The sequence below is a fragment of the Paracoccus sp. (in: a-proteobacteria) genome (assembly GCF_030538755.1).
GTDB lineage: Bacteria > Pseudomonadota > Alphaproteobacteria > Rhodobacterales > Rhodobacteraceae > Paracoccus.
In genome coordinates this window covers 133,634-156,101 of record NZ_JAUNTJ010000004.1, presented here as the reverse complement: position 1 = coordinate 156,101, position 22,468 = coordinate 133,634, and the positions used below count along the sequence as shown (strand labels likewise).

The 22,468-nt window shown below is 65.7% G+C and carries 21 protein-coding genes; 10 read left to right on the top strand and 11 right to left on the bottom strand.

The window, feature by feature from the left end; genetic code table 11:
- Positions 1-159 precede the first annotated feature (159 nt).
- Complete coding sequence (locus Q4G14_RS04005) at positions 160-2,445, bottom strand: transglycosylase domain-containing protein (RefSeq protein ID WP_303360428.1); 2,286 nt, start codon at positions 2,443-2,445, stop codon at positions 160-162.
- Between the two features lie 296 nt (positions 2,446-2,741).
- Between Q4G14_RS04005 and Q4G14_RS04000 the strand changes: the two genes are divergently transcribed.
- Positions 2,742-4,058 (top strand): ammonium transporter, encoded by a 1,317-nt coding sequence (locus tag Q4G14_RS04000; protein WP_303360427.1) that lies wholly within the window; start codon positions 2,742-2,744, stop codon positions 4,056-4,058.
- A 66-nt stretch (positions 4,059-4,124) separates the two neighbouring features.
- Here the strand turns inward: Q4G14_RS04000 and Q4G14_RS03995 are convergent, their stop codons facing one another.
- Positions 4,125-5,126, bottom strand: coding sequence for a polyprenyl synthetase family protein (locus Q4G14_RS03995; RefSeq protein WP_303360495.1), 1,002 nt, complete (start codon positions 5,124-5,126; stop codon positions 4,125-4,127).
- Positions 5,127-5,198: 72 nt separating this feature from the next.
- Here Q4G14_RS03995 and Q4G14_RS03990 point away from each other — a divergent pair, with 72 nt between their 5' ends.
- The 5 genes from Q4G14_RS03990 (at position 5,199) to Q4G14_RS03970 (ending at position 9,966) form a co-directional block, all read left to right on the top strand.
- A complete protein-coding gene (locus Q4G14_RS03990; RefSeq protein ID WP_303360426.1) occupies positions 5,199-5,408 on the top strand; it encodes a DUF2007 domain-containing protein in 210 nt (69 codons plus the stop codon).
- A complete protein-coding gene (locus Q4G14_RS03985; protein WP_303360425.1) occupies positions 5,405-6,148 on the top strand; it encodes a tRNA1(Val) (adenine(37)-N6)-methyltransferase in 744 nt (247 codons plus the stop codon). Before Q4G14_RS03990 ends, Q4G14_RS03985 begins: the two co-directional genes overlap by 4 nt.
- A 31-nt stretch (positions 6,149-6,179) precedes the next feature.
- A complete protein-coding gene (locus tag Q4G14_RS03980; RefSeq protein ID WP_368661302.1) occupies positions 6,180-6,386 on the top strand; it encodes a YdcH family protein in 207 nt (68 codons plus the stop codon).
- Positions 6,387-6,631: 245 nt separating this feature from the next.
- Complete coding sequence (locus Q4G14_RS03975) at positions 6,632-8,380, top strand: type I secretion system permease/ATPase (RefSeq protein ID WP_303360424.1); 1,749 nt, start codon at positions 6,632-6,634, stop codon at positions 8,378-8,380.
- Between the two features lie 323 nt (positions 8,381-8,703).
- Positions 8,704-9,966, top strand: a complete 1,263-nt coding sequence (locus Q4G14_RS03970) for an HlyD family type I secretion periplasmic adaptor subunit (protein ID WP_303360493.1) — start codon at positions 8,704-8,706, stop codon at positions 9,964-9,966.
- A 318-nt stretch (positions 9,967-10,284) separates the two neighbouring features.
- On the opposite strand, the gene Q4G14_RS03965 is transcribed toward Q4G14_RS03970, so the two are convergent.
- Positions 10,285-11,103 carry a zinc-ribbon domain-containing protein gene (locus Q4G14_RS03965; RefSeq protein WP_303360423.1) on the bottom strand — a complete coding sequence of 273 codons (819 nt, stop codon included), beginning with the start codon at positions 11,101-11,103 and terminating at the stop codon, positions 10,285-10,287.
- Positions 11,104-11,178: 75 nt separating this feature from the next.
- Here Q4G14_RS03965 and Q4G14_RS03960 point away from each other — a divergent pair, with 75 nt between their 5' ends.
- From Q4G14_RS03960 to Q4G14_RS03945, 4 genes are all read left to right on the top strand, one after another.
- The gene (locus tag Q4G14_RS03960; RefSeq protein WP_303360422.1) at positions 11,179-11,853 is read left to right on the top strand and encodes a cell division ATP-binding protein FtsE; all 675 of its coding nucleotides are present in this window, start codon (positions 11,179-11,181) and stop codon (positions 11,851-11,853) included.
- Between the two features lie 59 nt (positions 11,854-11,912).
- Complete coding sequence (locus tag Q4G14_RS03955; RefSeq protein WP_303360492.1) at positions 11,913-12,788, top strand: ABC transporter permease; 876 nt, start codon at positions 11,913-11,915, stop codon at positions 12,786-12,788.
- Positions 12,785-13,549 carry a 1-acyl-sn-glycerol-3-phosphate acyltransferase gene (locus Q4G14_RS03950; protein ID WP_303360421.1) on the top strand — a complete coding sequence of 255 codons (765 nt, stop codon included), beginning with the start codon at positions 12,785-12,787 and terminating at the stop codon, positions 13,547-13,549. The genes Q4G14_RS03955 and Q4G14_RS03950 overlap by 4 nt, the downstream gene beginning before the upstream one ends.
- Positions 13,550-13,688: 139 nt before the next feature.
- Positions 13,689-13,877 carry a hypothetical protein gene (locus Q4G14_RS03945; protein WP_303360420.1) on the top strand — a complete coding sequence of 63 codons (189 nt, stop codon included), beginning with the start codon at positions 13,689-13,691 and terminating at the stop codon, positions 13,875-13,877.
- A 59-nt stretch (positions 13,878-13,936) separates the two neighbouring features.
- Here the strand turns inward: Q4G14_RS03945 and Q4G14_RS03940 are convergent, their stop codons facing one another.
- The 8 genes from Q4G14_RS03940 to Q4G14_RS03905 form a co-directional block, all read right to left on the bottom strand.
- The gene (locus Q4G14_RS03940; protein WP_303360419.1) at positions 13,937-14,785 is read right to left on the bottom strand and encodes a VPLPA-CTERM sorting domain-containing protein; all 849 of its coding nucleotides are present in this window, start codon (positions 14,783-14,785) and stop codon (positions 13,937-13,939) included.
- 235 nt (positions 14,786-15,020) lie between these two features.
- On the bottom strand, positions 15,021-15,980 hold the full coding sequence (locus Q4G14_RS03935; RefSeq protein ID WP_303360418.1) for an acetyl-CoA carboxylase carboxyltransferase subunit alpha: 960 nt from the start codon (positions 15,978-15,980) through the stop codon (positions 15,021-15,023).
- Between the two features lie 66 nt (positions 15,981-16,046).
- The gene (locus tag Q4G14_RS03930; RefSeq protein ID WP_303360417.1) at positions 16,047-16,268 is read right to left on the bottom strand and encodes a formate dehydrogenase subunit delta; all 222 of its coding nucleotides are present in this window, start codon (positions 16,266-16,268) and stop codon (positions 16,047-16,049) included.
- 3 nt (positions 16,269-16,271) lie between these two features.
- Positions 16,272-17,093 carry a formate dehydrogenase accessory sulfurtransferase FdhD gene (fdhD, locus tag Q4G14_RS03925; RefSeq protein ID WP_303360416.1) on the bottom strand — a complete coding sequence of 274 codons (822 nt, stop codon included), beginning with the start codon at positions 17,091-17,093 and terminating at the stop codon, positions 16,272-16,274.
- 3 nt (positions 17,094-17,096) lie between these two features.
- Entirely contained in the window at positions 17,097-19,982 is a 2,886-nt protein-coding gene (gene fdhF, locus Q4G14_RS03920) for a formate dehydrogenase subunit alpha (RefSeq protein ID WP_303360415.1), read from the bottom strand.
- Positions 19,979-20,392, bottom strand: a complete 414-nt coding sequence (fosX, locus tag Q4G14_RS03915) for a FosX/FosE/FosI family fosfomycin resistance hydrolase (RefSeq protein WP_303360414.1) — start codon at positions 20,390-20,392, stop codon at positions 19,979-19,981. Before fosX ends, fdhF begins: the two co-directional genes overlap by 4 nt.
- Positions 20,389-21,918, bottom strand: a complete 1,530-nt coding sequence (locus tag Q4G14_RS03910) for an NADH-ubiquinone oxidoreductase-F iron-sulfur binding region domain-containing protein (RefSeq protein ID WP_303360413.1) — start codon at positions 21,916-21,918, stop codon at positions 20,389-20,391. The genes fosX and Q4G14_RS03910 overlap by 4 nt, the downstream gene beginning before the upstream one ends.
- Positions 21,915-22,403, bottom strand: coding sequence for a formate dehydrogenase subunit gamma (locus Q4G14_RS03905; RefSeq protein ID WP_303360412.1), 489 nt, complete (start codon positions 22,401-22,403; stop codon positions 21,915-21,917). Before Q4G14_RS03905 ends, Q4G14_RS03910 begins: the two co-directional genes overlap by 4 nt.
- Between the last annotated feature and the right edge of the window lie 65 nt (positions 22,404-22,468).

The window sequence follows — 22,468 nt, the reverse complement described above, 5'->3', positions numbered from 1 at the left end:
GATCCGTTTCGGTCCGAAAGCAGTAACGCTTCGCCGGCGGCCCGCCCCCCCTGCATGAGCGTGGCAATCAGGCCCCCACGTCGCCCGCCCCCGCAATTGACCGGCATAGCCACCGATGCCTGCATCAGCCGAGGCGCGAGGGAAGCCCGCGCCCCGGCCTCAGTTCAATATCCCCCGCAGCGCGTCGGCCAGTGCGTCATCGGCGGGCACCTCGGGGGTGCTGCCTGCGCTGGTGCTGCTGGCGGGGGTTTGCGGTGCGGTGCCGGGCGGGGCAGGGGCGTTGGTGACGGTGGCGCTGCTGGCCTGTTCGGGCGCGATCGCCTGTGCCAAGGCGGCGGCCAGCGGGTCTTGCGCGCTGCCCGAGGTGACGACCGTGGGCATCCCCTCGCCCTGCAAGATAATCAGCCCGCCGCCATCGGGCGAAACGGCCAGCAGCGGTTCGACCGGCAGGCCGTCGTGGATTTCGGCCATCACCGCCTGCCAGATCTCGGCTGGCAGACCGCCGCCGGTCACGTCATTCAGCGGGGTGTTGTCGTCATAGCCCATCCAGACGCCGGTCACATATTGCTGGGTAAAGCCGATGAACCACGCATCGCGATAGGATGAGGTGGTGCCGGTCTTGCCCGCTGCCGGGCGGTTGCCGGGCAGTTTCGCGCGGGTGCCGGTGCCGTTCTGGATCACCTGCTCCATCATGAAGATCAACTGTCCGGCCGCGCGGTTGGAAATGACCTGCTGCCCCAGCCCCCCGGCTTGCCCCATCAGCGGGGCACCATCGCCCTTGATGCGCAGCTCGATCAGGCCATAGGGATGCACGGCGGTGCCGCCGTTGCGGATGCCGGCATAGGCGCCGGTCATTTCCAGCAGCGTCGATTCGGACGCCCCCAGCCCCAGCGACGGGCTGGTGGTCAGGTCGCTGGCCACGCCAAAGGCTTGGGCCACGCGGCGCACCTCGGCCCGGCCGACGGCCTCTTGCAGGCGGATGGTGGCGGTGTTGATCGAATTGGCCAGCGCGGTGGTCAGGCTGATTTCGCCGCGGTGACGGCGGGTATAGTTCTGCGGCGTCCACGGGGCCGAGCCGCGGATGCTGATCGTCAGCGGCGCATCCAGAACCCGGCTGTCGGGCGTGTAACCGGCGTTCAGCGCGGCGGCAAAGACGAAGGGCTTGAACGACGACCCGGTTTGCCGTTTCGCCTGCGTGGCGCGGTTAAAGGTGCCTGCGGCCACGTTATCGCGCCCGCCGATCATTGCGCGCACGGCGCCGTCCGCGCTCATCACCACGACGGCGGCCTGCGCCTTGGAGCCGTCCTTGACCTTTTCGTCGAACACCCGCGCCAGCGCACGTTCCGCCGCGCGTTGAATGCCCTGGTCAAAGGTGGTGCGGATGGTCACATCCTCGGTGGTTTCGCTGGTCAGGAAGCCGGGGCCGGAATCCATCACCCAATCGGCGAAATAGCCGCCCGCCCGCGCGGCTGCTGCCCGCGACAGCGTGGCGGGGTTGGCGCGCGCCTGCGTCAGTTCGGCGTCGTTCAGATAGCCCTCTTCGTGCATCAGGCCCAGAATCACGTTGGCGCGATCCTGTGCGCGTTGCAGATTCGCGGTCGGGGCATAGCGGCTGGGGGCGCGCAGGGCACCGGCCAGCATCGCCGCTTCGGGGGCGGTCACGTCGCTGGCGGGTTTGTTGAAGTAACGCTGCGAGGCGGCCTCGAACCCGCGCGCACCGGCGCCAAGATAGGACCGGTTCATATAGATGTTCAGGATTTCATCCTTGGAGTATTTGGCCTCCAGCGCAAAGGCATAGGGCACCTCTTTGACCTTGCGCCACAGGCTGCTGACGCGGCAATCCTGTTCGAATTCGGCCTCGTCCTTCCACTGGGTCGGGTCGAAGGTCTGGCCAAGGCACAGCAGTTTGGCCACCTGCACGGTGATGGTCGATCCGCCCGCGCCCTCGAACGCGCCGCGCCCGGCCTGAATATTGTTGCGCATCGCCCCGGCGATGCCGCGTGGATCGACGCCAAGGTGATTGTAAAAGCGCCGGTCCTCGGTCGCGATGACGGCGTTTTTCAGCACCGGGGCGATCTTGTCGGACGATACCGTGCCGAATGTTTCGCCGCGCCACGCGAACACCCCGCCATCGCGGTCCAGCATCGTGACAGAGCCGCGCGCGCGGCCATCGAACAGTGCCGCCGCCTGGGGCAGGGTGTTGTAATAATAGGCCGTTGCGCCAAACAGGATCAGCGCCAGCACCAGTGCCAGCCGCCATGCGCTGCCCCACAGGATGCGCCAGACCAGCACAACCATGCCCGCCACGCCGCGCGTCACCATATTGCCGCGCCGGTTTTTCTGGCGCGGGGTGTGGCGCTTGGGCTTTTCGGTGGTGGCAAAGTCGCGCTTGTCGGCGACGGGGCCTTTGCCCGCCCGTCTGGGCGTCCCGGTGGGTCGTTTCATGCGTTGTGCCTGTGTTCGCTGCCCGCCGGTTTTCCGGCTCTTTGAAAAGGTAGCATAGCGCAAGAATCGCTGTATGGAAACTCGGCTTACCGATCTGTGATCTGCGCGGCGCGCGGGCATTGCGCCTACAGACAGCCTGTTTTTTGCGCAATCCGGTTTTCTGCGCTGCGGCGCTGCGCCCTGTTCTTGTGCATCGCCCCGCCCGCTGACGATCAAAAAGAGGAAACGCGGCCCTTCCGGCTGCCCGCTTCAAGACAGGTGAGACGATGAACAAAGCTTTGTTAACATCCGTGCCGATGGCTGCGCTGCCCGCGTTGCCCGCTTTGGCTCAGGAAGCCGCCGCCCCGGTGATCGAAACCGTGACGGAAGCCGCCGTTGCGGTGGTGCCGGTTGCCGATACCGGCAATGTGACCTGGGTGATGGTCTCGGCGATCCTTGTCATGCTGATGAGCGTGCCGGGGTTGGCGCTGTTCTATGGCGGGCTGGCCCGTGGCAAGAACATGCTGTCGGTGCTGATGCAGGTGTTTACCGTTTTCTGCATCGTGGCGCTGTTGTGGGTGATGTTTGGCTATTCGCTGGCCTTTACCGGTGCGGAAAACGGCGGTGTCAGCGCCTTTATCGGCGATCTGTCCAAGATGTTCCTGTCGGGTATCTCGGTGGATACGCTGGAGGGGGACATCTACGAATATAACTTCGTCGTGTTCCAGCTTGCCTTTGCCTGCATCGCCACCGCGCTGATCGTCGGCGCCACGGCCGAGCGGATGAAGTTCAGCGCAGTCCTGCTGTTCTGCCTGATCTGGTTCGTGCTGTCCTATCTGCCGATCTGCCACATGGTCTGGCAGTCGGGCGGCTATCTGTTCCAGCACGGTGCACTGGATTTCGCGGGCGGGACGGTGATTCACATCAACGCCGGTGTGGCCGGTCTGGTGGCGGCCTATGTGGCCGGTCCGCGGATCGGTTACGGGCGCGAGCTGATGGCCCCGCATAACCTGACCTTTACCTTTATCGGCGCGGCGCTGCTGTGGATGGGCTGGTTCGGGTTCAACGCCGGTTCGGCGCTGGCGGCAGACGGCATTGCCGCGCTGGCGGTGGTGAACACGGTGGTCGCGACGGCGGCGGCGGCGCTGGCATGGGCCTTTGGCGAATGGGTGCTGCGCGGTCATCCGTCCTTGCTGGGCGGCGTGTCCGGGGCGATTGCCGGTCTGGTCGGCGTGACTCCGGCGGCGGGCTTTGTCGGGCCGATGGGGGCGATTGCCATCGGCGCGATCACCGGGCTGGCCTGCATGTGGTTCGTCAACAGCATGAAGTCGCGCATCGGCATCGACGACAGCTTTGACGTGTTCGGCATCCATGGCGTCGGCGGCATCATCGGCGCGGTTCTGACCGGCGTGTTCGTGTTCCCGGCCTTTGGCGGTCAGGGCGTGGACGTGTCGATGGGCGAACAGCTTTATGTGCAGGTGCTGGGTGTGGTGATTGCGATCATCTGGTCGGCGGTGGTGTCGCTGGTGGCGATCTATATCGTCAAGGCGGTCACGGGCCTGCGCGTGGCGCAAAACGATGAGCGTCAGGGTCTTGACCTGACCACCCATGGCGAGAACGCCTATAACTCGTGACCATTGGTCCGCTGAATATGGCAAAGGCCCCCGAACGGGGGCCTTTCGTCATTCCGAAAGACCGGATCAGGCCACGCGGGCGACGACGTAATCGGCCAGATCCGACAGGATGCCCCGGATGTCGCCGTCGGGCAGGGCGGTCAGCGCCGCGCGCGCGCGGGCAGACCAGTCCAGCGCATCGCGGCGCGCGGCATCCAACGCACCGTGGCCGTGCATGATCCGCAGCGCCTGTTCCAGATCGCCATCGCGCTGATCGCCCTTTTCGATGGTCCGCTGCCAAAAGGCGCGTTCTTCCTCATCGGCAAGCGCCACGGCCTTGATGACCGGCAGCGTCAGCTTGCGTTCGCGGAAATCGTCGCCGGTGTTCTTGCCGATGGTTTCGCTGGTGCCGCCGTAATCCAGCAGATCATCGGCGATCTGGAACGCGATCCCCAGCGCATCGCCGTAATCGTGCAGCGCCGCCACCTGATCTTGGGGCGCTCCGGCGACCACGGCCCCGGCCTCGGTCGCGGCGGAAAACAGCGCGGCGGTCTTGCCGCGCACGATTTGCAGATAGATCGGCTCGTCCGTGCGCAGGTCCTGGGCGGCGGTCAGTTGCAGCACCTCGCCTTCGGAAATCACGGCGGCGGCATTGGCCAGAATATCCAGCACGCGCAGGCTGCCGGTTTCCACCATCAACTGGAACGAGCGCCCGAACAGGTAATCCCCCACCAGAACGCTGGATTTATTGTCCCACAGCAGGTTCGCCGTGGGCCGCCCGCGCCGCTGGCGGCTTTCGTCCACCACATCATCATGCAGCAGGGTGGCAGTGTGGATAAACTCGACCGCTGTTGCCAGCAGAACATGCGCATCACCCTGATAACCCAGCATTTTCGCTGCGGCCAGCGTCAGCAGCGGGCGCAGCCGCTTGCCGCCCGCGCCGACCAGATGGGCCGTCACCTCGGGGATGCGGGCGGCGTGCTGGCTGGCCATGCGGTCGCGGATCAGCGCATCGACGGCGGCCATTTCGGGGGCCAGCGTCGCGCCAAGCCGGTCCAGCGGTTTCAGGGCGGTATCGTTCACGTCCAGACCTCTTTGCCTTTGCGGCAACCCATTGCCACGGCATCGACAATTGCGCAACCACGGCCTAACGTCGCAGCCATGATCGAACTGCTGCGCACCACCGACCCGGTTTTGCTGTCACACGCGCAGGCGCTGCTGCAAGCCGAGGACATTCCCACCTTTGAACTGGACCGGCATATGAGCGTGCTGGACGGCTCGATCGGTATCCTGCCACGGCGGCTGATGGTGGCGGATCGCGATGCGTTCATGGCCCGCGCGGTGCTGCGTGACGCCGGGCTGATTGAATGACCATGCTGCGTGAGGATGGCTTTCTGGGCGGTCGGCTGCGGATCACCCAGCCTGTGCAGGGCTATCGCGCCGGGGCGGATGCGGTGATGCTGGCGGCGGCCTGCCCGGTGCAGGCGGGCGAAACGGTGCTGGAGCTGGGCTGCGGTGCCGGTGTGGCCAGCCTGTGCATCGGCGCGCGGGTGCCGGGTGCGGTGCTGACCGGGATCGAGCGGCAGGCAGATTACGCCGCGCTGGCCGAACGCAATGCGGTGACAAATGGCATCGCGCTGCGGGTGCTGACCGGCGATCTGGCCGCCATGCCGGTCGCGTTGCGGGGGCAGAGCTTTGACCATGTGATTGCAAATCCACCATTTTTCGCCGCCGGAACCCGTGCCCCGGATACGGGCCGCGCCGATGCCCGGCACGAGGATACGCCGCTGCATCTGTGGATCGACGCGGGCTTGCGGCGATTGCGGTCAGGGGGGCGGATGGTGCTGGTGCTGCGCGCGGATCGCCTGGCCGATGTGCTGGCGGCGGTCGCCGGGCGCGCCGGGGATCTGTCGATCCTGCCGCTCAGCGCCCGTGCGGGGCGCGATGCGGGCCGGGTTCTTGTCGGAATGCGCAAGGGCGCGCGCGGCCCCTTGCGCCTGCGCGCGCCGCTGATTCTGCACGCGGCAGTGGCGCATCTGCAAGATGGCGAAGATTTTACCGATATGGCCGCCGCCATCCTGCGTGACGCCACGGAAATCAACCTTTGGTAATGTAAATGTCTGATGACAGAATCAGAGTTTTGTGTTCGACTTGATCTGCCGAACAACAGCCAAGGAGGATGGAATGTCGGTTACTTCCCATGTCGAAGAACTGCGCAAAAAACACCAGAACCTTTCTGAAGCGGTTGAAAAGGAACAGAAACGACCCGGATCGGATGATTTTGCCATCGCCCAGATGAAACGCGAAAAACTGCGCATCAAGGAAGCGATCAGTCGTCTGACCCACTGAAATCAGCACATATCGCAGGCAACGCCGCGACCTTTGGGTTGCGGCGTTTTTTGTTGCGGGATCGCCTTTTGTCGGTGCCGGCGGCCAGCGAAAAACAGGCAAAATTGGTGAAGTCCTTAACCTTTCTGCATTAAAAGTACGAATTGATTGCCGAATCATGGTCTGGTGCCTGTCGCCGGGGATGTGGATCGGTTATCCGATGACGGGGTGGCGATTCCCCGCAGAACAAGGCAGGGCAGACAGGCATGGCACGGGCACCGGGCATGTATGACGGCAGCAGGGAACTCAGGCAGGCGCGGGCCGAAGGCTGGTGGATGCTGGGCTTCGTCGGGCTTTTCTCGGTGGCGGTGAACCTGCTGATGCTGACCGGGCCGCTGTTCATGATGCAGGTCTATGACCGCGTGCTGGGGTCGCGTTCGGTGGAAACGCTGACCGCGCTGTTCGCGCTGGTGGTTTTTCTGTTTGTTCTGATGGGCTTGCTGGATGTCGCGCGCAGCCGGGTGATGAACCGCCTGGCGACGCGGTTTCAGTCGCGGCTGGAATCGCGCGTCTTTGCCGCCTCGCTGGAAGACGGGATCGCCACCGGCAGCGAGGCTGTGGCCAAGGGCGGCACCCGCGACTTGCAATCGGTGCAGCAACTGATTTCTTCGCCCGTGCTGATGGCGATGTTCGACCTGCCCTGGGCACCGATCTTTATGGGGGCTGTGTTCATTTTCCACCCGCTGCTGGGCGTGGTGGCGATGATCGGCTGCGTGATTCTGGTCTGCGCCACCTTTCTGAACCAATGGATCAACCGCGAGCCGCTGCAACGCGGCGCGGCCTCGGCGCAGGCGGCGGATCGCATGTCAGACCTGTATCGCGACGAAGGCGAACTGATCGGTTCGCTGGGGATGCGCAAGGCGGCCTTTCACCGCTGGCGCGTCGCGCGGGACGAGGCGACGGCCCATTCGCTGCGCGGCACGGATCGCGCAACCGCCTTTACCGTGTTTTCCCGCACCTTCCGCCTGTTTCTGCAAAGCGCGATGCTGGCTGCCGGTGCGTGGCTGGTGTTGCAGCAGGAACTGACGCCGGGGGCGATGATTGCCAGCTCGATCCTGATGGGCCGGGCCTTGGCCCCGATTGAACAGATCGTCGGCGGATGGGCGCTGGTTCAGCGCGCGCAAGATGGCTGGGGGCGGCTGGAAAAGCTGCTCAGCCGCCGCCCGCCGGAACCCGAACGCACGCCGCTGCCGCGCCCGCCCGCGCAGATCGACGTGCGCAACCTGACCGTGGTGCCGCCCGGCCAGAACCAGCCGACGTTGCGCGGGGTCAGCTTTTCGGTCGGGCCGGGGCAGGCGATCGGTGTTATCGGCCCCTCGGGCGCGGGCAAGACGACGCTGGCGCGCGCGCTGATTGGCGCCTGGCCGATTGCCGGCGGCTCGATCCGGCTGGGGGGCGCGACGCTGGATCAATACGATCAGGACGTGCTGGGCAACCTGATCGGTTATCTGCCGCAGACCGTGACTTTGTTCGATGGCACCATCGCCGAAAATATCGCCCGGCTTGCGCCTGAACCGAATGGTCAGCGCGTGGTGGCCGCGGCGCAGGCGGCGGCGGCGCATCAGATGATTCTGGACCTGCCCAAGGGCTATGACACGCCGGTGACGCAGGCGGGCGGGCGGCTGTCGGGCGGGCAGATTCAGCGGGTTGGACTGGCGCGCGCGCTCTATCCTGATCCGATGCTGTTCGTGCTGGATGAACCGAACTCGAACCTCGACAATCAGGGGTCCGAGGCGCTGAATCAGGCGATCCGCTCGATCAAGGCGCGGGGCGGGGCTGTTATCATCATGGCGCATCGCCCGGCGGCGATTTCGGAATGTGAACTGCTGCTGGTGCTGGATCAGGGCAACCGCCGCGCCTTTGGCCCGCGCGATGAGGTGCTGAAATCCATGGTCAAGAATGCCGATCAGATCCGGCAGGCACAAGAAGGTGGCCAAAGCGGAGGCGTGACATGAGCGGACAGGACAAGCGCCCGGCGGCCGACTATCTGTCGCGGCTGGCCCCCATTCGCGACGATCAGGCAGCGGCTCAGCCCAAGGTTGAGGCGGCGGCGCAACCGGCATCCGGCCCGGCGACATCTGCCGGGGCCAATCCGCCGTCCGCCGATGCATCGCCTGCGAACGCAGCCAATCCGGCCCCGGCGGCAGCACAGCAAACCGCCCCCGCCGCCAAGCCGGTGCAACCCGCGCCGATGCCACGCATGAACCCGCCCGGCGACCCGGCCAAACCCGACTCGCGCGAGGCGGTGGCCAAGCGGTGGCCGGTGCGTGGCCCGCTGATGCTGGGCATTATCTCGATTCTGGTGCTGTTCGTCGGCTTTGGCGGCTGGGGTGTGATGTCGCGCATCTCGGGCGCGGTGGTCGCCAGCGGGCAGGTGGAATTGCAAAGCAGCCGTCAGGTGGTGCAGCATCTGGATGGCGGTATCGTCGATGAAATTCTGGTCACAGAAGGCAAAAGCGTCGATGCGGGCGAGGCTCTGATCCGGCTGGATGGTGCCTTGCTGGAAACCGAACTGGCCATCGTCGAAAGCCAGTATTTCGAATTGCTGGCCCGCCGTGGCCGGCTCGAGGCCGAGCGCGCCGATGCGACCGAGATCGCTTTCCCCCCCGATCTGATCGCCGCCGCCGAAACCGATGCCGAGGTCGAGGCGCTCAGGGATGGGCAGCAAAGCCTGTTCCGCGCCCGCACGGATACCATCACCCAGTCGCTGGATCAGTTGACCAAGCAATCCGAACAGGTTGCCGCGCAGATTGACGGCCTGGACGCGCAAGAAGCAGCCCTGACCCGTCAACGCGAATTGCTGGAACAGGAACTGGTGGATCAGCGGTCGCTGTTGGAAAAGGGTTTGGCGCAGGCACCGCGCGTTCTGGCCTTGGAGCGTGAAGCGGCGCGGCTGGACGGTCAGATCGGTGAAATCGACGCCACGCGGGCGCAGGCGGAAACGCGCCGCACCGAAATCGGCATCGAAAGCCTGCGCCTGACCGCCGCCCGACGCGAGACGGCGGAAACCGAGCTGCGCGATCAGGGCTATCGCGAATTGGAACTGGCCGAGCGTCGCCGCAGCCTGACCGAACAGATCGCGCGTCTGGAAATCCGCGCGCCGGTGTCGGGTGTCGTGCATGAATTGCAGGTGCGCACCCCCCGTTCGGTCATCCGCCCGGCGGAACCGCTGATGTATCTGGTGCCGCAGGACCGGCCCTTGGTGATCGGCGCGCGTATCTCGCCGATCAACATCGACGAGGTGCATCCGGGGCAGCAGGTGAAACTGGTCTTTTCGGCCTTCAGTTCGCGCACCACCCCGGAAATCGACGGCGAGGTGTCGCGCGTGTCGCCCGATGCGGTCGTGGATGAGGCGACGCGCATGTCCTATTACCGCGCCGAGGTGACGATTCCGCCGGATGAGATGTCCAAGCTGGGCAGTTTGTCACTGATCCCCGGCATGCCGGTCGAGGTTTTCATTCAAACCGGCGAGCGCAGTCCGATAAGCTATCTGGTCAAGCCGCTGTCCGATTATTTCAACCGCGCTTTCCGCGAAGGGTAAACGCTGCGGCGATCCGGTTGCGTGGTTCAGAAATATAGGGCGGGCATGATTGCGCTGCCTTGGCGTCCGCTTGACGCGATTTTACAGGCATTGGGGCGGTGGCGGGCCAGAGCCGCGCTTGGAATGGGGCTATCGTGCCGGGTTTGGTGGCATGTCAGCCCATACCGGGGCGTTTGAAAAGCGGGGCTTGCTGACGTCAGGCGAATGGCAGGGCTGACAGCCTGTCAAATCAGCAAGGCCGACCGGAATGCCCTTCGTTTTGCGGCGGGTGATGCCGCCCGGCTTATTCCGGTGGCTGTCAGCCCAGGGGCGCTCCGCTTAAAACAACCCGGCCAGCCAGTTGCGGGCGTGATCTGCGATCTCGCGCCATTGATGCAGGGCTTGCCCGGCAGAGCTTTCGGGCGACACCATCGGCGCCGCCAGATAAAGCGCCAGCAAGACCGCCGCGACTGCAAGGCCGCAGATAAATCCGGCGCGCCCATGGTGGCGGGGTGCGGCTGGGTCTGTGTCATCAGCCGGTTTGCGGGCGGGGCTTTGGGGCGTGGCTGCGGTGGTGTGTGACTGCTCGGTGGTCGCTGTGGTGGGCAGGGGTGCGGCACCCTGAACCGGGGTTGACGGGGCCGGTGAAACAAGAAGTGCTTCCGCAGCTTCCGCAGCTTCCGCAGCGGGAGCGTGTGGCCGGGGTGGGGTGATGGTGACAGTTGTTGCGGGCCAGTCGGTTGGTGTCAGCGCGGGGGCGGCGGATCGTTCTGCCGCCTGGGCGGCGCGTTCGCGCGCGGCCTCTTCGGTCAGGATCGACAGCACGTCGGCGGGCAGGGGGCGGTTCAGGCGCGGCATCGGCGCGGGGGCCGGTTGCGCCGGGGGGGCGGGCCTGCCGGTCGGAGGCGTGGTCTTGTCATGGCCCGCCAGACGACGCGACACCACAAAGTCGATGGGGTCGCGACGACGGTAATCGTGCGTGGGCGCGGGCACCGGCATGGCAGCGGGCGGCGGCGGTTCTGCCGCGCCGCTGGCTGGCTGGCGCCAGATCCGACCGCAGGCGGAACATTCCACCTCGCGCCCGGATGCGGGAATCAGCCCCTCGTCCAACTGGTATTCGGCACCGCAACCGGGGCAGATCAACCGTAATTCACCCATCCGACCCTCGCATTCATCGTCGTGCTGTTCTATCAAGCGCAGGCCCGTCTTCCAAGCGGGCGCAAGGAGGTGCGCGTGATCGAAATGCAAGAGGCCGGTTTCGGCTATCCCGGCAAGGGCGAGCTGCTGTCGGGCATGACATTGACCCTTGCGCCGGGATCGTTTCATTTTCTGACCGGCCCGTCCGGTTCGGGGAAAACCACCTTTCTGCGGCTGTGTTATGCCGATTTGCTGCCGACCTCGGGGCAGATGACGGCCTTCGGGCAGGATATGCGCGGTTTGTCGCGCGACGGTATCGCCACGCTGCGGCGGCGCGTGGGCGTGGTGCATCAAGACCCGCAGTTTCTGGATCACCTGCCGCTGGCTGAAAATGTCGCCCTGCCGCTGACCGTTTCGGGCCAGCCGGTCGATATGCAGGCGATGAAGGATCTGCTGGGCTGGGTGCAGCTTGGCCCGCAGGCGCGGGCGCTGCCGCCGTCGCTGTCGGGGGGCGAACGGCAGCGCGCGGCGCTGGCGCGGGCGGTGATCCTGTCGCCCGATCTGGTGCTGGCGGATGAACCGACCGGCAATCTTGACTGGGATATGTCGATGCGCCTGCTGCAACTGCTGATCGAGCTGAACCACTCGGGCAAGGCGGTGCTGGTCGCGACCCATGATCTGAACCTGATCCGCGCGGCCAAGGCGCAGGTTGCGGCGCGGGTGCTGCGTATTGCCGGGGGCCGGGTCGCGCAGGCGGGGGCCGACCTATGAAAAATCCGCTGTCCCGCCCCGAATTGCGCAGCGTCAACCTGCGTGCCCTGTGGCAGACGATGACCCGTGGCGAGGGTGGCATTTCCGCCCGGATCGTGCCGCCGACCGGCTTTACCGCGCAACTGACGGTGTTTTCGGCCGGGGCGATGGCCTTTCTGGCGGTGTTTGCGCTGGCCCTTGCGCTGGCCACCGGGCGGCTGGCCGACCGCTGGTCATCCGAACTGGCCGAGTCGGTGACGGTGCGCATCAGCGCCTCGACCGCCGATATTGAACCGCGCACCGCCGCCGCGATCGAGGTGCTGCGCCAGACCCCCGGTCTGGGTGATCCGCGCATCCTGCCTGATGACGAAGTGGCGGCGCTGCTGACCCCGTGGTTCGGCCCGGATGTGCCGGTCGATGCCCTGCCGGTGCCGCGCCTGATCGACGTGCCGATCAGCGGCGGTTTCGACGCGCAGGGCCTGCGCTTGCGGTTAGAGGCCGAGGCGCCGGATGCGGTGCTGGACGATCACAGCGAATGGCGCCGGCCCTTGGTCAGCGCCGCCAGCCGCTTGAACATGCTGGGCATTCTGTCGCTGGGGCTGATCGCGGCGGCGGCGGCGGCGATGATTACGCTGGCGGCCAAGGCGGCGCTGGCGGCCAACGGGCAGGTGATCCGGGTGCTGCGGCTGATCGGGGCGCGCGACATCACCATTGCCGGGGCCTTTGTCAGCCGCTTTACCCGCCGCGCGGCCCTTGGTGCCGCGGCGGGCACCTTGCTGGGGATGATCGCCATTGCCCTGCTGCCCGACATGCAGGCATCGGGCGGGTTCCTGACCGGGCTGGGGTTCCGGGGCTGGGGCTGGCTGCTGCCGCTGCTGATCCCGGCTGTGGCGGCGGGCGTAGGCTTTTTCGCCACCCGTTGGGCGGCGCTGAAAATGCTGGCAGAGGTGCGATGAGCAACCATTCCCCCACCCCCGGCCCGCTGAGCTTTGTGCAATATCTGCGCAACGTCGCCTTTTATCTGCATATCGCGCTGGCCACGATCCTGATCGGCTTTTGGGGGCTGTTCAAGGTCGCCACCGGCGGGCGCGAGGGGGCGATCCGCGTCTCGACCGTGTGGATCGGGCATGTGGTCTGGTCGGCGCGCGTCTATCTGGGCCTGATCGCCGAGGTGCGTGGCACGCCGCCCACGCATGATTGCATCGTGGCGGCAAAGCATCAAAGCTTCTGGGACATCATGGTGATTTCCCACGCCGTCCCCCGCCGCGCCTTTATCATGAAGCGCGAGGTGATGCGCGTGCCGATCATGGGCTGGTATGCCTATAAGGTCGGCTGCATTCCCATCGACCGTTCACGCGGCAAGGATGCGATGACGGCGATTTCCGAACGGGTGTCGGAACGGATCGCCGAACGCAGTCTGGGTCAGCTTATCATCTACCCCGAGGGCACGCGCACCCTGCCGGGGCAGCGCAAGGCGTATAAGCACGGCGTCGCCTCGATCCGTGCGGCGACGGGGCTGGATGTGGTGCCGGTTGCGGTGAACACCGGGCTGTTCTGGCCACGCAAGGGCTGGGGCATCCGGCCGGGCCGCGCGGTGGTCGAGTTCCTGCCCGTCATCCCCCCCGGCACCGACAGCGTGACCTTTATGGCCGATCTGGAAAACCAGATCGAAGGCAATTCCGACCGGCTGATGGCCGAGGCCGGGTTTCGCGGATGAAGTGGCTGGCCGAGGCTGATCTGGATGCGATCTACGGCCAGCCCGGCCCGGCTTCGCTGCGCAAGGTGGCGGATCGGATGACGCCGAACTGCGCGCCAGCTTTGACCGGGGTGGTCAGGGACCGCGCGTTGTCATCGTCGTGCAGATTGCCGAGGTCTATTTCCAATGCGCCCGTGCGATGATGCGGGCGGCGATCTGGTCGGGTGCGGATGACAGCGCCGGGCTGCCGTCGCTGGGGCAGATCCTGGCGGGCATGACCGCCGGGGCGGTCGGCGGGCCGGATTACGATGCCGCCTGGCCGGGCCGGGCCGCGCAGACCATGTGGTGATACGAAAAACCCCCGCCCGAGAATGGGCAGGGGCGTGTCCTGTGTCGTGCGGAACAGGATCAGGCGGTTTTGCGGCGGCGGCGCAGCGCGCCCAATGCACCCAGACCACCCAGCAGCAGCAGGCCGGCGGCAGGGACCGGGACGGGCTGCGGCGGGTCAACCGGGGGAACGTAGGGCGGCTCAAGATCGACGATCAGATCCTGATACATGCTGTTGTGCAGATAGGTCAGTTGACGGAAACCGTCATAATCGCCCGCCTTGATCGTGGTCAGCCATTCGTTTGCCAGCGTCCGGGCTGCCTGCACGTTTGCCGCGCTGCCGGTGGCGTTGAACGAGCCGGTGGTCACGTCCAGACCGCCCGCCACGCCTTCATGGGTCAGTTCCCAGACGGCCAATTGATAGGCGGCACCGTAAACGGCCTTGTCCGTCGCCTCTTGCGCGTTGGTGGCAACCTTTTGCGTCACCTCGATCATCTGATCCCATGCCAGATGCGCCAGTTTGCCCAGATAGGACTGGGTTTCATCGTTATAAAACGTGCTGCGGACCTGATAGGTCTGGGTGTTGCGGGGGTTCCAGAAACCCTGAGCGACCTCGATGCAGATGGCGGGGATCTGCGCCAGCGTTTCGGTCGCGCTCAGCGCCACGTCGATCAGCCGGACACCGACAGCGGTCCCGGTGCGGGAACCAGACTGATTGGTCGGCAGGCCGGTGTCGGTGTTGCGCGTGTTATAGTTGATGCCCATGTTCAGATACTGGCCCGCCGCGTTGTTCACCGCATTGGCGTTTCGTCCGGCATGTTGAACCTGCACGGTGGTCACACCGGGTTCAATATAGGTGGCGGCAGCAGCCGACAGGGCAGAGGTGGCGGTCAGCAGCGTGGCTGCGGCGATGGCTCGCGTAAGCGACATGGTGGGACTCTTTCAAAACTGTGCATCAAGATAGAGGCCGGGAATAAGCAGAATTCCGCGCATGAAGGAAAGGGGCAGGCGAAAAATTCCCGCCAGACCTGTCGAAAAATACAGGTCTGTTCAGTTTAATGTGAGCGTTAACTTCAACCCTGACGGGTATTTGCAGCGCAACCCCAAGGCACCGCACCCACGCGGCCAAGATGATTCGCCGGTCTGGGGGTGGGCGCGCCGGTCGTCAGACCAGCGCAGAGCTGCCCATGTTCAGGAATTTCTGCCGCCGGTCGCGGATCAGCTCGGCCGGTTTCTTGCCTTTCAGATCGCTCAGCATCGCGGCAATTTCCTTGCCAGTGGCGGTGATCGCGGCCACCGGGTCGCGCTGCGCGCCGCCCATGGGTTCGCCGATGATGCGGTCGATCACGCCCAGCTTGTGCAGGTCTTGCGCGGTCAGGCGCAGCGCCTCGGCGGCGTCGCGCATCCGTTCGCTGTCTTTCCACAGGATCGAGGCGCAGCCCTCGGGCGAGATCACCGAATAGATCGAATGTTCCAGCATGGCGATGCGGTTGGCCGTGGCAAAGGCCACCGCCCCGCCTGATCCGCCCTCGCCGATGATGACCGAGACCAGCGGCACGCCGATTTCCAGACATTTCTGGGTGCAGCGGGCGATCGCCTCGGACTGGCCGCGTTCCTCGGCGCCCTTGCCGGGATAGGCGCCGGGGGTATCGACCAGCGTGATGACCGGCAGGCCAAAGCGGTGCGCCATGTCCATCAGCCGGATCGCCTTGCGATAGCCTTCGGGCCGGGCCATGCCGAAATTATGGGTCAGGCGCGATTTGGTGTCATTGCCCTTTTCATGGCCGATCACCACGCAGGGCGCGTCGTGGAACCGCGCCAGCCCGCCCATCACCGCATGGTCGTCGCCAAAGGTGCGGTCGCCTGCCAGCGGCGTATATTCGGTGAACAGCGCGTCGATATAGGCGCCGCAATGTGGCCGGTCGGGGTGGCGCGCCACCAGCGTTTTGCGCCAAGGGTCCAGCGATTTATACAGATCGCGCAGCATGTCGCCGGCTTTTTTGTCCAGCGCGGCGGCCTCTTTTTCCACATCGACCGCGCCTTCACCCTTGCGGGCCATTGCGCGCAATTCTTCGGCTTTGCCTTCGATGTCGGCCAGAGGTTTTTCGAAATCCAGATAGGTCATCCACCGCTCCGCTGCTGCTGCGCCATATATGCGGCGGGCTGGCCGCGATTGCAACGCAGCAGGCTGTCAGGCAGCGGTGTCGTGATCGGGCAGGTCGATCAGCGCGGCGGTGGCCTGAACCACCGGATCGGCCTGTGGTTGCCCTTTGATCGCGGCCAGAAAATCACGTCGCATCTGATAGGACCAGTAATCGTTGATATGTTCGGCCACGGCCCGTTCCGGTTGTCCCGGCTGGTAACGCCAGAAATCGGCAATCTGCGTGGCCATGCGGATCAGCTTGTCTGCCATGGGTCAGCCTTTCAGTCGTTCGGGGTGGGTGTAAAGGTCAAAGCCGGTGCCGCGCGCGCGCCCGATCAGGGTGATGCCCGCCGCCTGTGCCCAGGTGATCGCCAGCGTCGTCGGGGCCGATGCGCCGATGACCACGGCGGCCTGCATCCGCGCCGCCTTTTGCACCAGATCAACCGACAGGCGCGAGGTCATGGCGATCACCCCGCCCGCCCCGGTGCGCCCGTCGCGGGCCAGCGCGCCCGATACCTTGTCCAGCGCGTTATGGCGGCCCACGTCCTCGCGCACGGTGGGGGCGGCGGCGGGGTGCCAGAAACAGGCACCGTGGATGGCGGGGGTCTGACGCCAGCGGATCTGCCCCGCGCTCAGCGCCGCCATGGCTGCCTGAATATCGGCGGGGGTGATGCGCAAAGCGCTGGTCACGGGCAGCAGTTCGGGCAGCGCCTGTTCGATGCTGTCGATCCCGCACAGCCCGCAGCCGACCGGGCCAAGCATCTTGCGGCGTCGTTCCGACAGGGCGGCGGCGATGCCAGGGCGCAGCCACAGCCGCGCTTCGGCCCCCGGCAGGCCGCGCGTTTCCACGGCGACCTGTTCGAACGACTGCACATCGGCGGCACTGGCGATCATGCCTTCGGTCAGGGCAAAGCCTACGGCCAGATCATGCAGATCGGCGGGTGTGGCCATCAGCACCGCCTGACTTTGCCCGTCGATCACGATGGCCACCGGCGATTCCGCTGGCGGCGGCGGGGCGTCGCCGGTGATCCACGCACCATCCTGCCAGCGGCGCGGGGCCGCCGGTTGGGCGGATGCGGCGGCGTGATCCTCCATCCGTTATTCCGCCGCAGGCAGGATGCGGCGCGACAGGCGGGAATGGGCGGCATAGTCGCTCTGCCATTCCGTTGGCCCGTTCGAGGGCGACACCTGCACAGCCGTCACCTTGAACTCCGGGCAGTTGGTGGCCCAGTCGGAATTGTCGGTGGTGACGACATTGGTCTGTGCATCGGGATGGTGGAAGGTGGTATAGACCACGCCCGGCGCCACCCGGTCGGTGATCTTTGCCCGCATCGTCGTATCCCCCGCGCGCGAGGTGAGGCGCACGAAATCGCCATCCCGCACCCCGCGTGTTTCGGCGTCATGCGGGTGAATTTCCAGCATATCCTCGGGGTGCCAGGCGGTGTTGCCGGTGCGCCGCGTCTGGGCGCCGACGTTGTATTGCGTCAGCGTCCGCCCGGTGGTCAGCAGCAAGGGAAAGCGCGCGCCGGTGCGTTCCTCGGTCGCGACATATTCGGTATTGATGAACCGGCCCTTGCCGCGCACGAAACCATCGACATGCATCAAGGGCGTGCCAAGCGGCGCGGCATCATTGCAGGGCCATTGCACCGAACCCACCCGGTCCAGCAGGTCAAAGCTGACGCCCGCGAAGCTGGGCGTGGTCGCGGCGATTTCATCCATGATTTCGCGCGGGTGGGTATAGCTCCAGCCCGCGCCCATGCGGTTGGCCAGCATCTGCGTGATTTCCCAATCGGCATAGCCTTGGGCGGGCGGCATACAGCGGCGCACCATATTGATGCGGCGTTCGGCATTGGTAAACGTGCCGTCCTTTTCCAGAAAGCTGGAACCGGGCAGGAACACATGGGCATAGTTCGAGGTCTCGTTCAGGAACAGATCCTGCACGATCACGATGTCCATCGCCTTCAGCGCGCTGGTGACATGGCGGGTGTCGGGATCGGATTGCACCACGTCTTCGCCCTGACAATACAGGCCGCGGAACCGCCCGGCCAAAGCCTGATCGAACATGTTGGGGATGCGCAGGCCCGGCTCATCCGACAGGGGCACACCCCAGGCCTGTTCATAGAGCGCCCGCGTTTCCGGGTCGCTGACATGGCGATAGCCGGGGTATTCATGCGGGAACGATCCCATGTCGCACGACCCCTGCACGTTGTTCTGCCCGCGCAGAGGGTTCACGCCGGTGCCGGGGGTGCCGATATTGCCGGTCATCATCGCAATGTTGGCAATCGCGATGACGGTGGTCGATCCCTGGCTGTGTTCCGTCACGCCCAGCCCGTAATAAATGCTGGCGCGCGGGGCCGCCGCATAGGCGCGGGCAGCCTGACGGATCAGGTCTGCGGGCACGCCGGACAGCTTTTCCACTTCTTCCGGGGAATGGCGGTTGTCGCTGATAAAGGCGGCGTAGTCGCTGAATTCGTCCCAGTCGCAGCGGGTGCGGATAAAGGCTTCGTCATACAGCTGTTCCGTCACGATGACATGGGCCAGCGCGCTGATGACGGCGACATTGGTGCCGGGGCGCAGCGGCAGATGCAGGCCCGTGCCCATATGCGGCGTTTCCAGCAGGTCGATGCGGCGCGGGTCGATGACGATCAGCCCCGCCCCCTGCCGCAGACGGCGGCGCAGGCGCGACCCGAACACCGGGTGCCCGTCGGTCGGGTTCGCGCCGATGACCAGCGCCAGATCGGTCTGCTCGACCGAATCGAAATCATGCGTCCCGGCCGAGGTGCCAAAGGTGGACCGCAGCCCATAGCCCGTGGGCGAATGGCACACCCGCGCACAGGTGTCGGTGTTGTTATTGCCAAAGACCGCGCGGGTCAGCTTCTGCACCAGATAGGTTTCTTCGTTGGTGCAGCGCGACGAGGTAATGACCCCGATGGCGTTCTGCCCGTGATCGGCCTGCGCCTGCCGCAGCCGGTCGGCGGCAAAGCCCAATGCCTCGTCCCACGACACTTCGCGCCACGGATCGGTGATCTGGTCGCGGATCATCGGCGACAGGATGCGGTCGGCATGGGTGGCATAGCCCCAGGCAAAGCGGCCCTTGACGCAGCTATGGCCCCGGTTGGCCTGCCCGTCCTTGCTGGGCACCATCTTGACCACGGTTTCGCCGCGCATATGGGCGTCAAAGCTGCACCCGACACCGCAATAGGCGCAGGTGGTTTTCACCACGCGGTCGGGGGTGCCGATGTCGATCACCTTGTTTTCGATCAGCGTCGCGGTGGGGCAGACCTGCACACAGGCCCCGCAACTGACGCAATCCGAGGACAGAAAGTCATCCCCCGCAATCCCCGCCGATACCCGGCTGTCAAAGCCGCGCCCTTCGATGGTCAGGGCAAAGGTGCCCTGCACCTCTTCGCAGGCGCGGACGCAGCGGGAACAGACGATACATTTCGCCGGGTCAAAGGTGAAATAGGGGTTGGTCTGATCCTTGGGCCGGTATTCCGGGTTGGCCTCGCCGTTCTGGCGGGTGGCAAAATGGTTCTTGCCGGGGTCAAAGCGCACCTCGCGCAGGCCGACCGCGCCCGCCATATCCTGCAATTCGCAATCGCCATTGGCGGCGCAGGTCAGGCAATCCAGCGGGTGATCGGAGATATACAGCTCCATCACGCCACGACGAATGCGGGCGATTTCGTCGGTTTGGGTGTGAACGACCATGCCTTCGGCTACGGGCGTGGTGCAGGATGCGGGCGTGCCGCGCATCCCCTCGATCGCGACGACGCACAGCCGGCACGACCCGAAGGCCTCGATATTGTCGGTCGCGCACAGTTTCGGCACGGTGATCCCGGCCTCGGCGGCGGCGCGCATGACCGAGGTGCCCGCTGGCACGGTAACGGCGATGCCGTCGATCGTCAGGCTGACCGGCGCGCCATGCGCAGCGGGCGTGCCCATGTCGCGGGTCCATTCCTTGGGCGGGATGATAAAGTCTTTCATGCGGCCTCCGACGCGGCGTAATGGTTCAGCCGCTGGTCCAGCGTTCCGGTGTGCAGTTCGAACAGGTGATTGTCGTCATCATAAGAACAGATCGAGCGGCCTTCGCCCGCGACCCTTGGGCGTGGTGGACGGATCTCCAGCCCAAGCGACTGGATGCGCTGATACAGCCGATCATAATCGGCATCCTCGATCTGAAAGGCGATGCGGTTATAGCTGCATTCGGGCAGGGGATCGCCCTGCATCACCGCAATCCACAGCCCGCCCGCCACAAAAAACCGTTCGCGCGACAGCGAAAACCTGCGGTCGCCGCTGTCGTAAACCTGCTGCGCGCCCGGAACGCTGGTCAGGTTCGCGGCCATCCGGTCCAGATCGCGGCAGGCAAGGGTGATATGCGACAGGCCGGTTATCATTCCGCCGCCTCTTGCTGCGGGGCGGATCGTCCGGTGAAATCGTCGGGGAAGTGGTTCAGCGCCGACAAGACCGGATAGGGCGCGAACCCGCCAAGCGCGCAGAGGCTGCCCCATTTCATCGTGTTGCACAGGTCGCGCAGGATCGGGATGCCGGTTTCGTCGCCCGATGCGATGCGGTCCAGCGTTTCGACGCCGCGCACCGATCCGATGCGGCAGGGTGTGCATTTGCCGCAGGATTCGATGGCGCAGAACTCCATCGCGAAACGGGCCATGTCCAGCATGTCGGTCGTATCGTCGAACACCACCACGCCCGCATGGCCAACCAGACCGTCCTGCCCGGCGAATTCTTCATAACAGAAGGGCGTGTCGAACAGCGCGGGCGGGAAATAGGCGCCCAGGGGGCCGCCCGACTGCACCGCCTTGACCGGCCGCCCCGAGGCGGTGCCGCCGCCGAAATCCTCGATGATCTGGCGCAGGGAGACGCCAAAGGCGATCTCGAACAGCCCGCCGTGTTTCACGTTTCCGGCGATTTGCAGCGGGATCGTGCCCTTGGACCGCCCGATGCCATACGCCGCATAGGCCGCCGCGCCATTCGCCATGATCCACGGCACCGACCCCAGCGAGATGACGTTGTTGACCACTGTCGGCCGGCCCAGAAAGCCATGCAGCGCCGGAATGGGCGGTTTGGCGCGGACCACGCCGCGCTTGCCCTCCAGACTGTTCAGCAGGCTGGTTTCCTCGCCGCAGACATAGGCCCCTGCGCCGACGCGCACCTCCATGTCATAGGCAAAGCCGCTGCCCAGCACGCTGCCGCCCAACATGCCGCGCGCGCGGGCGGCGGCGATGGCGTCATTCATGGCGCGGATCGCGTCGGGGTATTCGCTGCGGATATAGATATAGCCCTGCGTCGCGCCCACGGCGATGCCGGCGATGGCCATGCCCTCGATCAGGCAGAAGGGGTCGCCTTCCATCAGCATCCGGTCGGCAAAGGTGCCGCTGTCGCCCTCGTCGGCGTTGCAGACGATGTATTTCTGCGGGCCGGGCGCGCCCGCGACGGTTTTCCATTTGATGCCGGTGGGGAAGCCGGCCCCGCCGCGCCCGCGCAGACCGGAATCGGTGATGGTCTGCACGATGGATTCAGGCCCGGCGCTGATCGCGGCGCGCAGACCCTTTAGCCCGCCGTGGGCGGCATAATCGTCGTAATCCACCGGGTCGATGACGCCGGTGCGGGCAAAGGTCAGCCGGGTTTGCAGCCGCATCCAGCGCAGATCGTCAACCGGGCCAAGCGCCAGATCGCCGCCATCCCAAAGCTGCGCCACCGCATCCGGGGTCATGGGGCCAAAGCCCATGCGCACCCCGTCCTGTTCCACCTCGACCAAGGGTTCCAGCCAGACCATGCCCCGGCTGCCGTTGCGGATGATCTGCACGGCTTCGCCACGGGCTTTGGCCTCGGCCGCGACGGCGCGGGCGACCTGATCGGCGCCAAGCGCGCGGGCGGCGGCGTCGATGGGAACGTAGATCTTCATGCCATGCCCCCCGTCAGATCGGCCACCCGGTCGGCGGTCAGCCGCCCGTGCAATTGCCCGTCCACCTGCCCGGCGGGCGCGCAGGCGCACAGGCCAAGGCAGAACACGGGTTCCAGCGTCACCCGCCCGTCCGGCGTGGTTTCGTGCCAGTCGATCCCCAGCGACGCGCGCACCTGATCGGCCAGCGCATCGGCGCCCATCGACTTGCACGCCTCGGCCCGGCACAGGCGCAGGGTGTGGCGGCCCGTGGGGTGGTCGCGGAAATCGTGGTAAAAGCTGACGACGCCGTAAACCTCGGCCCGCGTCAGGTTCAGGGCGACGGCGATCAGCGGCTGCGCGGCATCGGGGATCATGCCCCATTCGGCCTGAACATCATGCAGGATCGGCAGCAGCGGGCCTTCGCGCCCGCTGTGGCGGGCGATGATGGTGGTCAGGAGGTCTTGCGCATCGCTGTCAAACGGGATGCCGTCAACGTGCTGGCTCATGTGCTTGCGGTCCGGGTTGGTTCCTCGGGAATCAGATTAACAACCAACGATAGGCAATGCAATTG

Coding starts and splice junctions, on each gene's coding strand:
- Q4G14_RS03990 (WP_303360426.1), top strand. CDS start 5,199: ATGATCGAACTGCTGCGCACCACCGACCCGGTTTTGCTGTCACACGCG.
- Q4G14_RS04000 (WP_303360427.1), top strand. CDS start 2,742: ATGGCTGCGCTGCCCGCGTTGCCCGCTTTGGCTCAGGAAGCCGCCGCC.
- Q4G14_RS04005 (WP_303360428.1), bottom strand. CDS start 2,445: ATGAAACGACCCACCGGGACGCCCAGACGGGCGGGCAAAGGCCCCGTC.
- fdhD (WP_303360416.1), bottom strand. CDS start 17,093: ATGGAGGATCACGCCGCCGCATCCGCCCAACCGGCGGCCCCGCGCCGC.
- Q4G14_RS03950 (WP_303360421.1), top strand. CDS start 12,785: ATGAGCAACCATTCCCCCACCCCCGGCCCGCTGAGCTTTGTGCAATAT.
- Q4G14_RS03970 (WP_303360493.1), top strand. CDS start 8,704: ATGCTGGGCATTATCTCGATTCTGGTGCTGTTCGTCGGCTTTGGCGGC.
- fosX (WP_303360414.1), bottom strand. CDS start 20,392: ATGATAACCGGCCTGTCGCATATCACCCTTGCCTGCCGCGATCTGGAC.
- Q4G14_RS03910 (WP_303360413.1), bottom strand. CDS start 21,918: ATGAAGATCTACGTTCCCATCGACGCCGCCGCCCGCGCGCTTGGCGCC.
- Q4G14_RS03985 (WP_303360425.1), top strand. CDS start 5,405: ATGACCATGCTGCGTGAGGATGGCTTTCTGGGCGGTCGGCTGCGGATC.
- Q4G14_RS03955 (WP_303360492.1), top strand. CDS start 11,913: ATGACCCGTGGCGAGGGTGGCATTTCCGCCCGGATCGTGCCGCCGACC.
- Q4G14_RS03965 (WP_303360423.1), bottom strand. CDS start 11,103: ATGGGTGAATTACGGTTGATCTGCCCCGGTTGCGGTGCCGAATACCAG.
- Q4G14_RS03930 (WP_303360417.1), bottom strand. CDS start 16,268: ATGGCAGACAAGCTGATCCGCATGGCCACGCAGATTGCCGATTTCTGG.
- Q4G14_RS03940 (WP_303360419.1), bottom strand. CDS start 14,785: ATGTCGCTTACGCGAGCCATCGCCGCAGCCACGCTGCTGACCGCCACC.
- fdhF (WP_303360415.1), bottom strand. CDS start 19,982: ATGAAAGACTTTATCATCCCGCCCAAGGAATGGACCCGCGACATGGGC.
- Q4G14_RS03905 (WP_303360412.1), bottom strand. CDS start 22,403: ATGAGCCAGCACGTTGACGGCATCCCGTTTGACAGCGATGCGCAAGAC.
- Q4G14_RS03935 (WP_303360418.1), bottom strand. CDS start 15,980: ATGACCTATCTGGATTTCGAAAAACCTCTGGCCGACATCGAAGGCAAA.
- Q4G14_RS03975 (WP_303360424.1), top strand. CDS start 6,632: ATGGCACGGGCACCGGGCATGTATGACGGCAGCAGGGAACTCAGGCAG.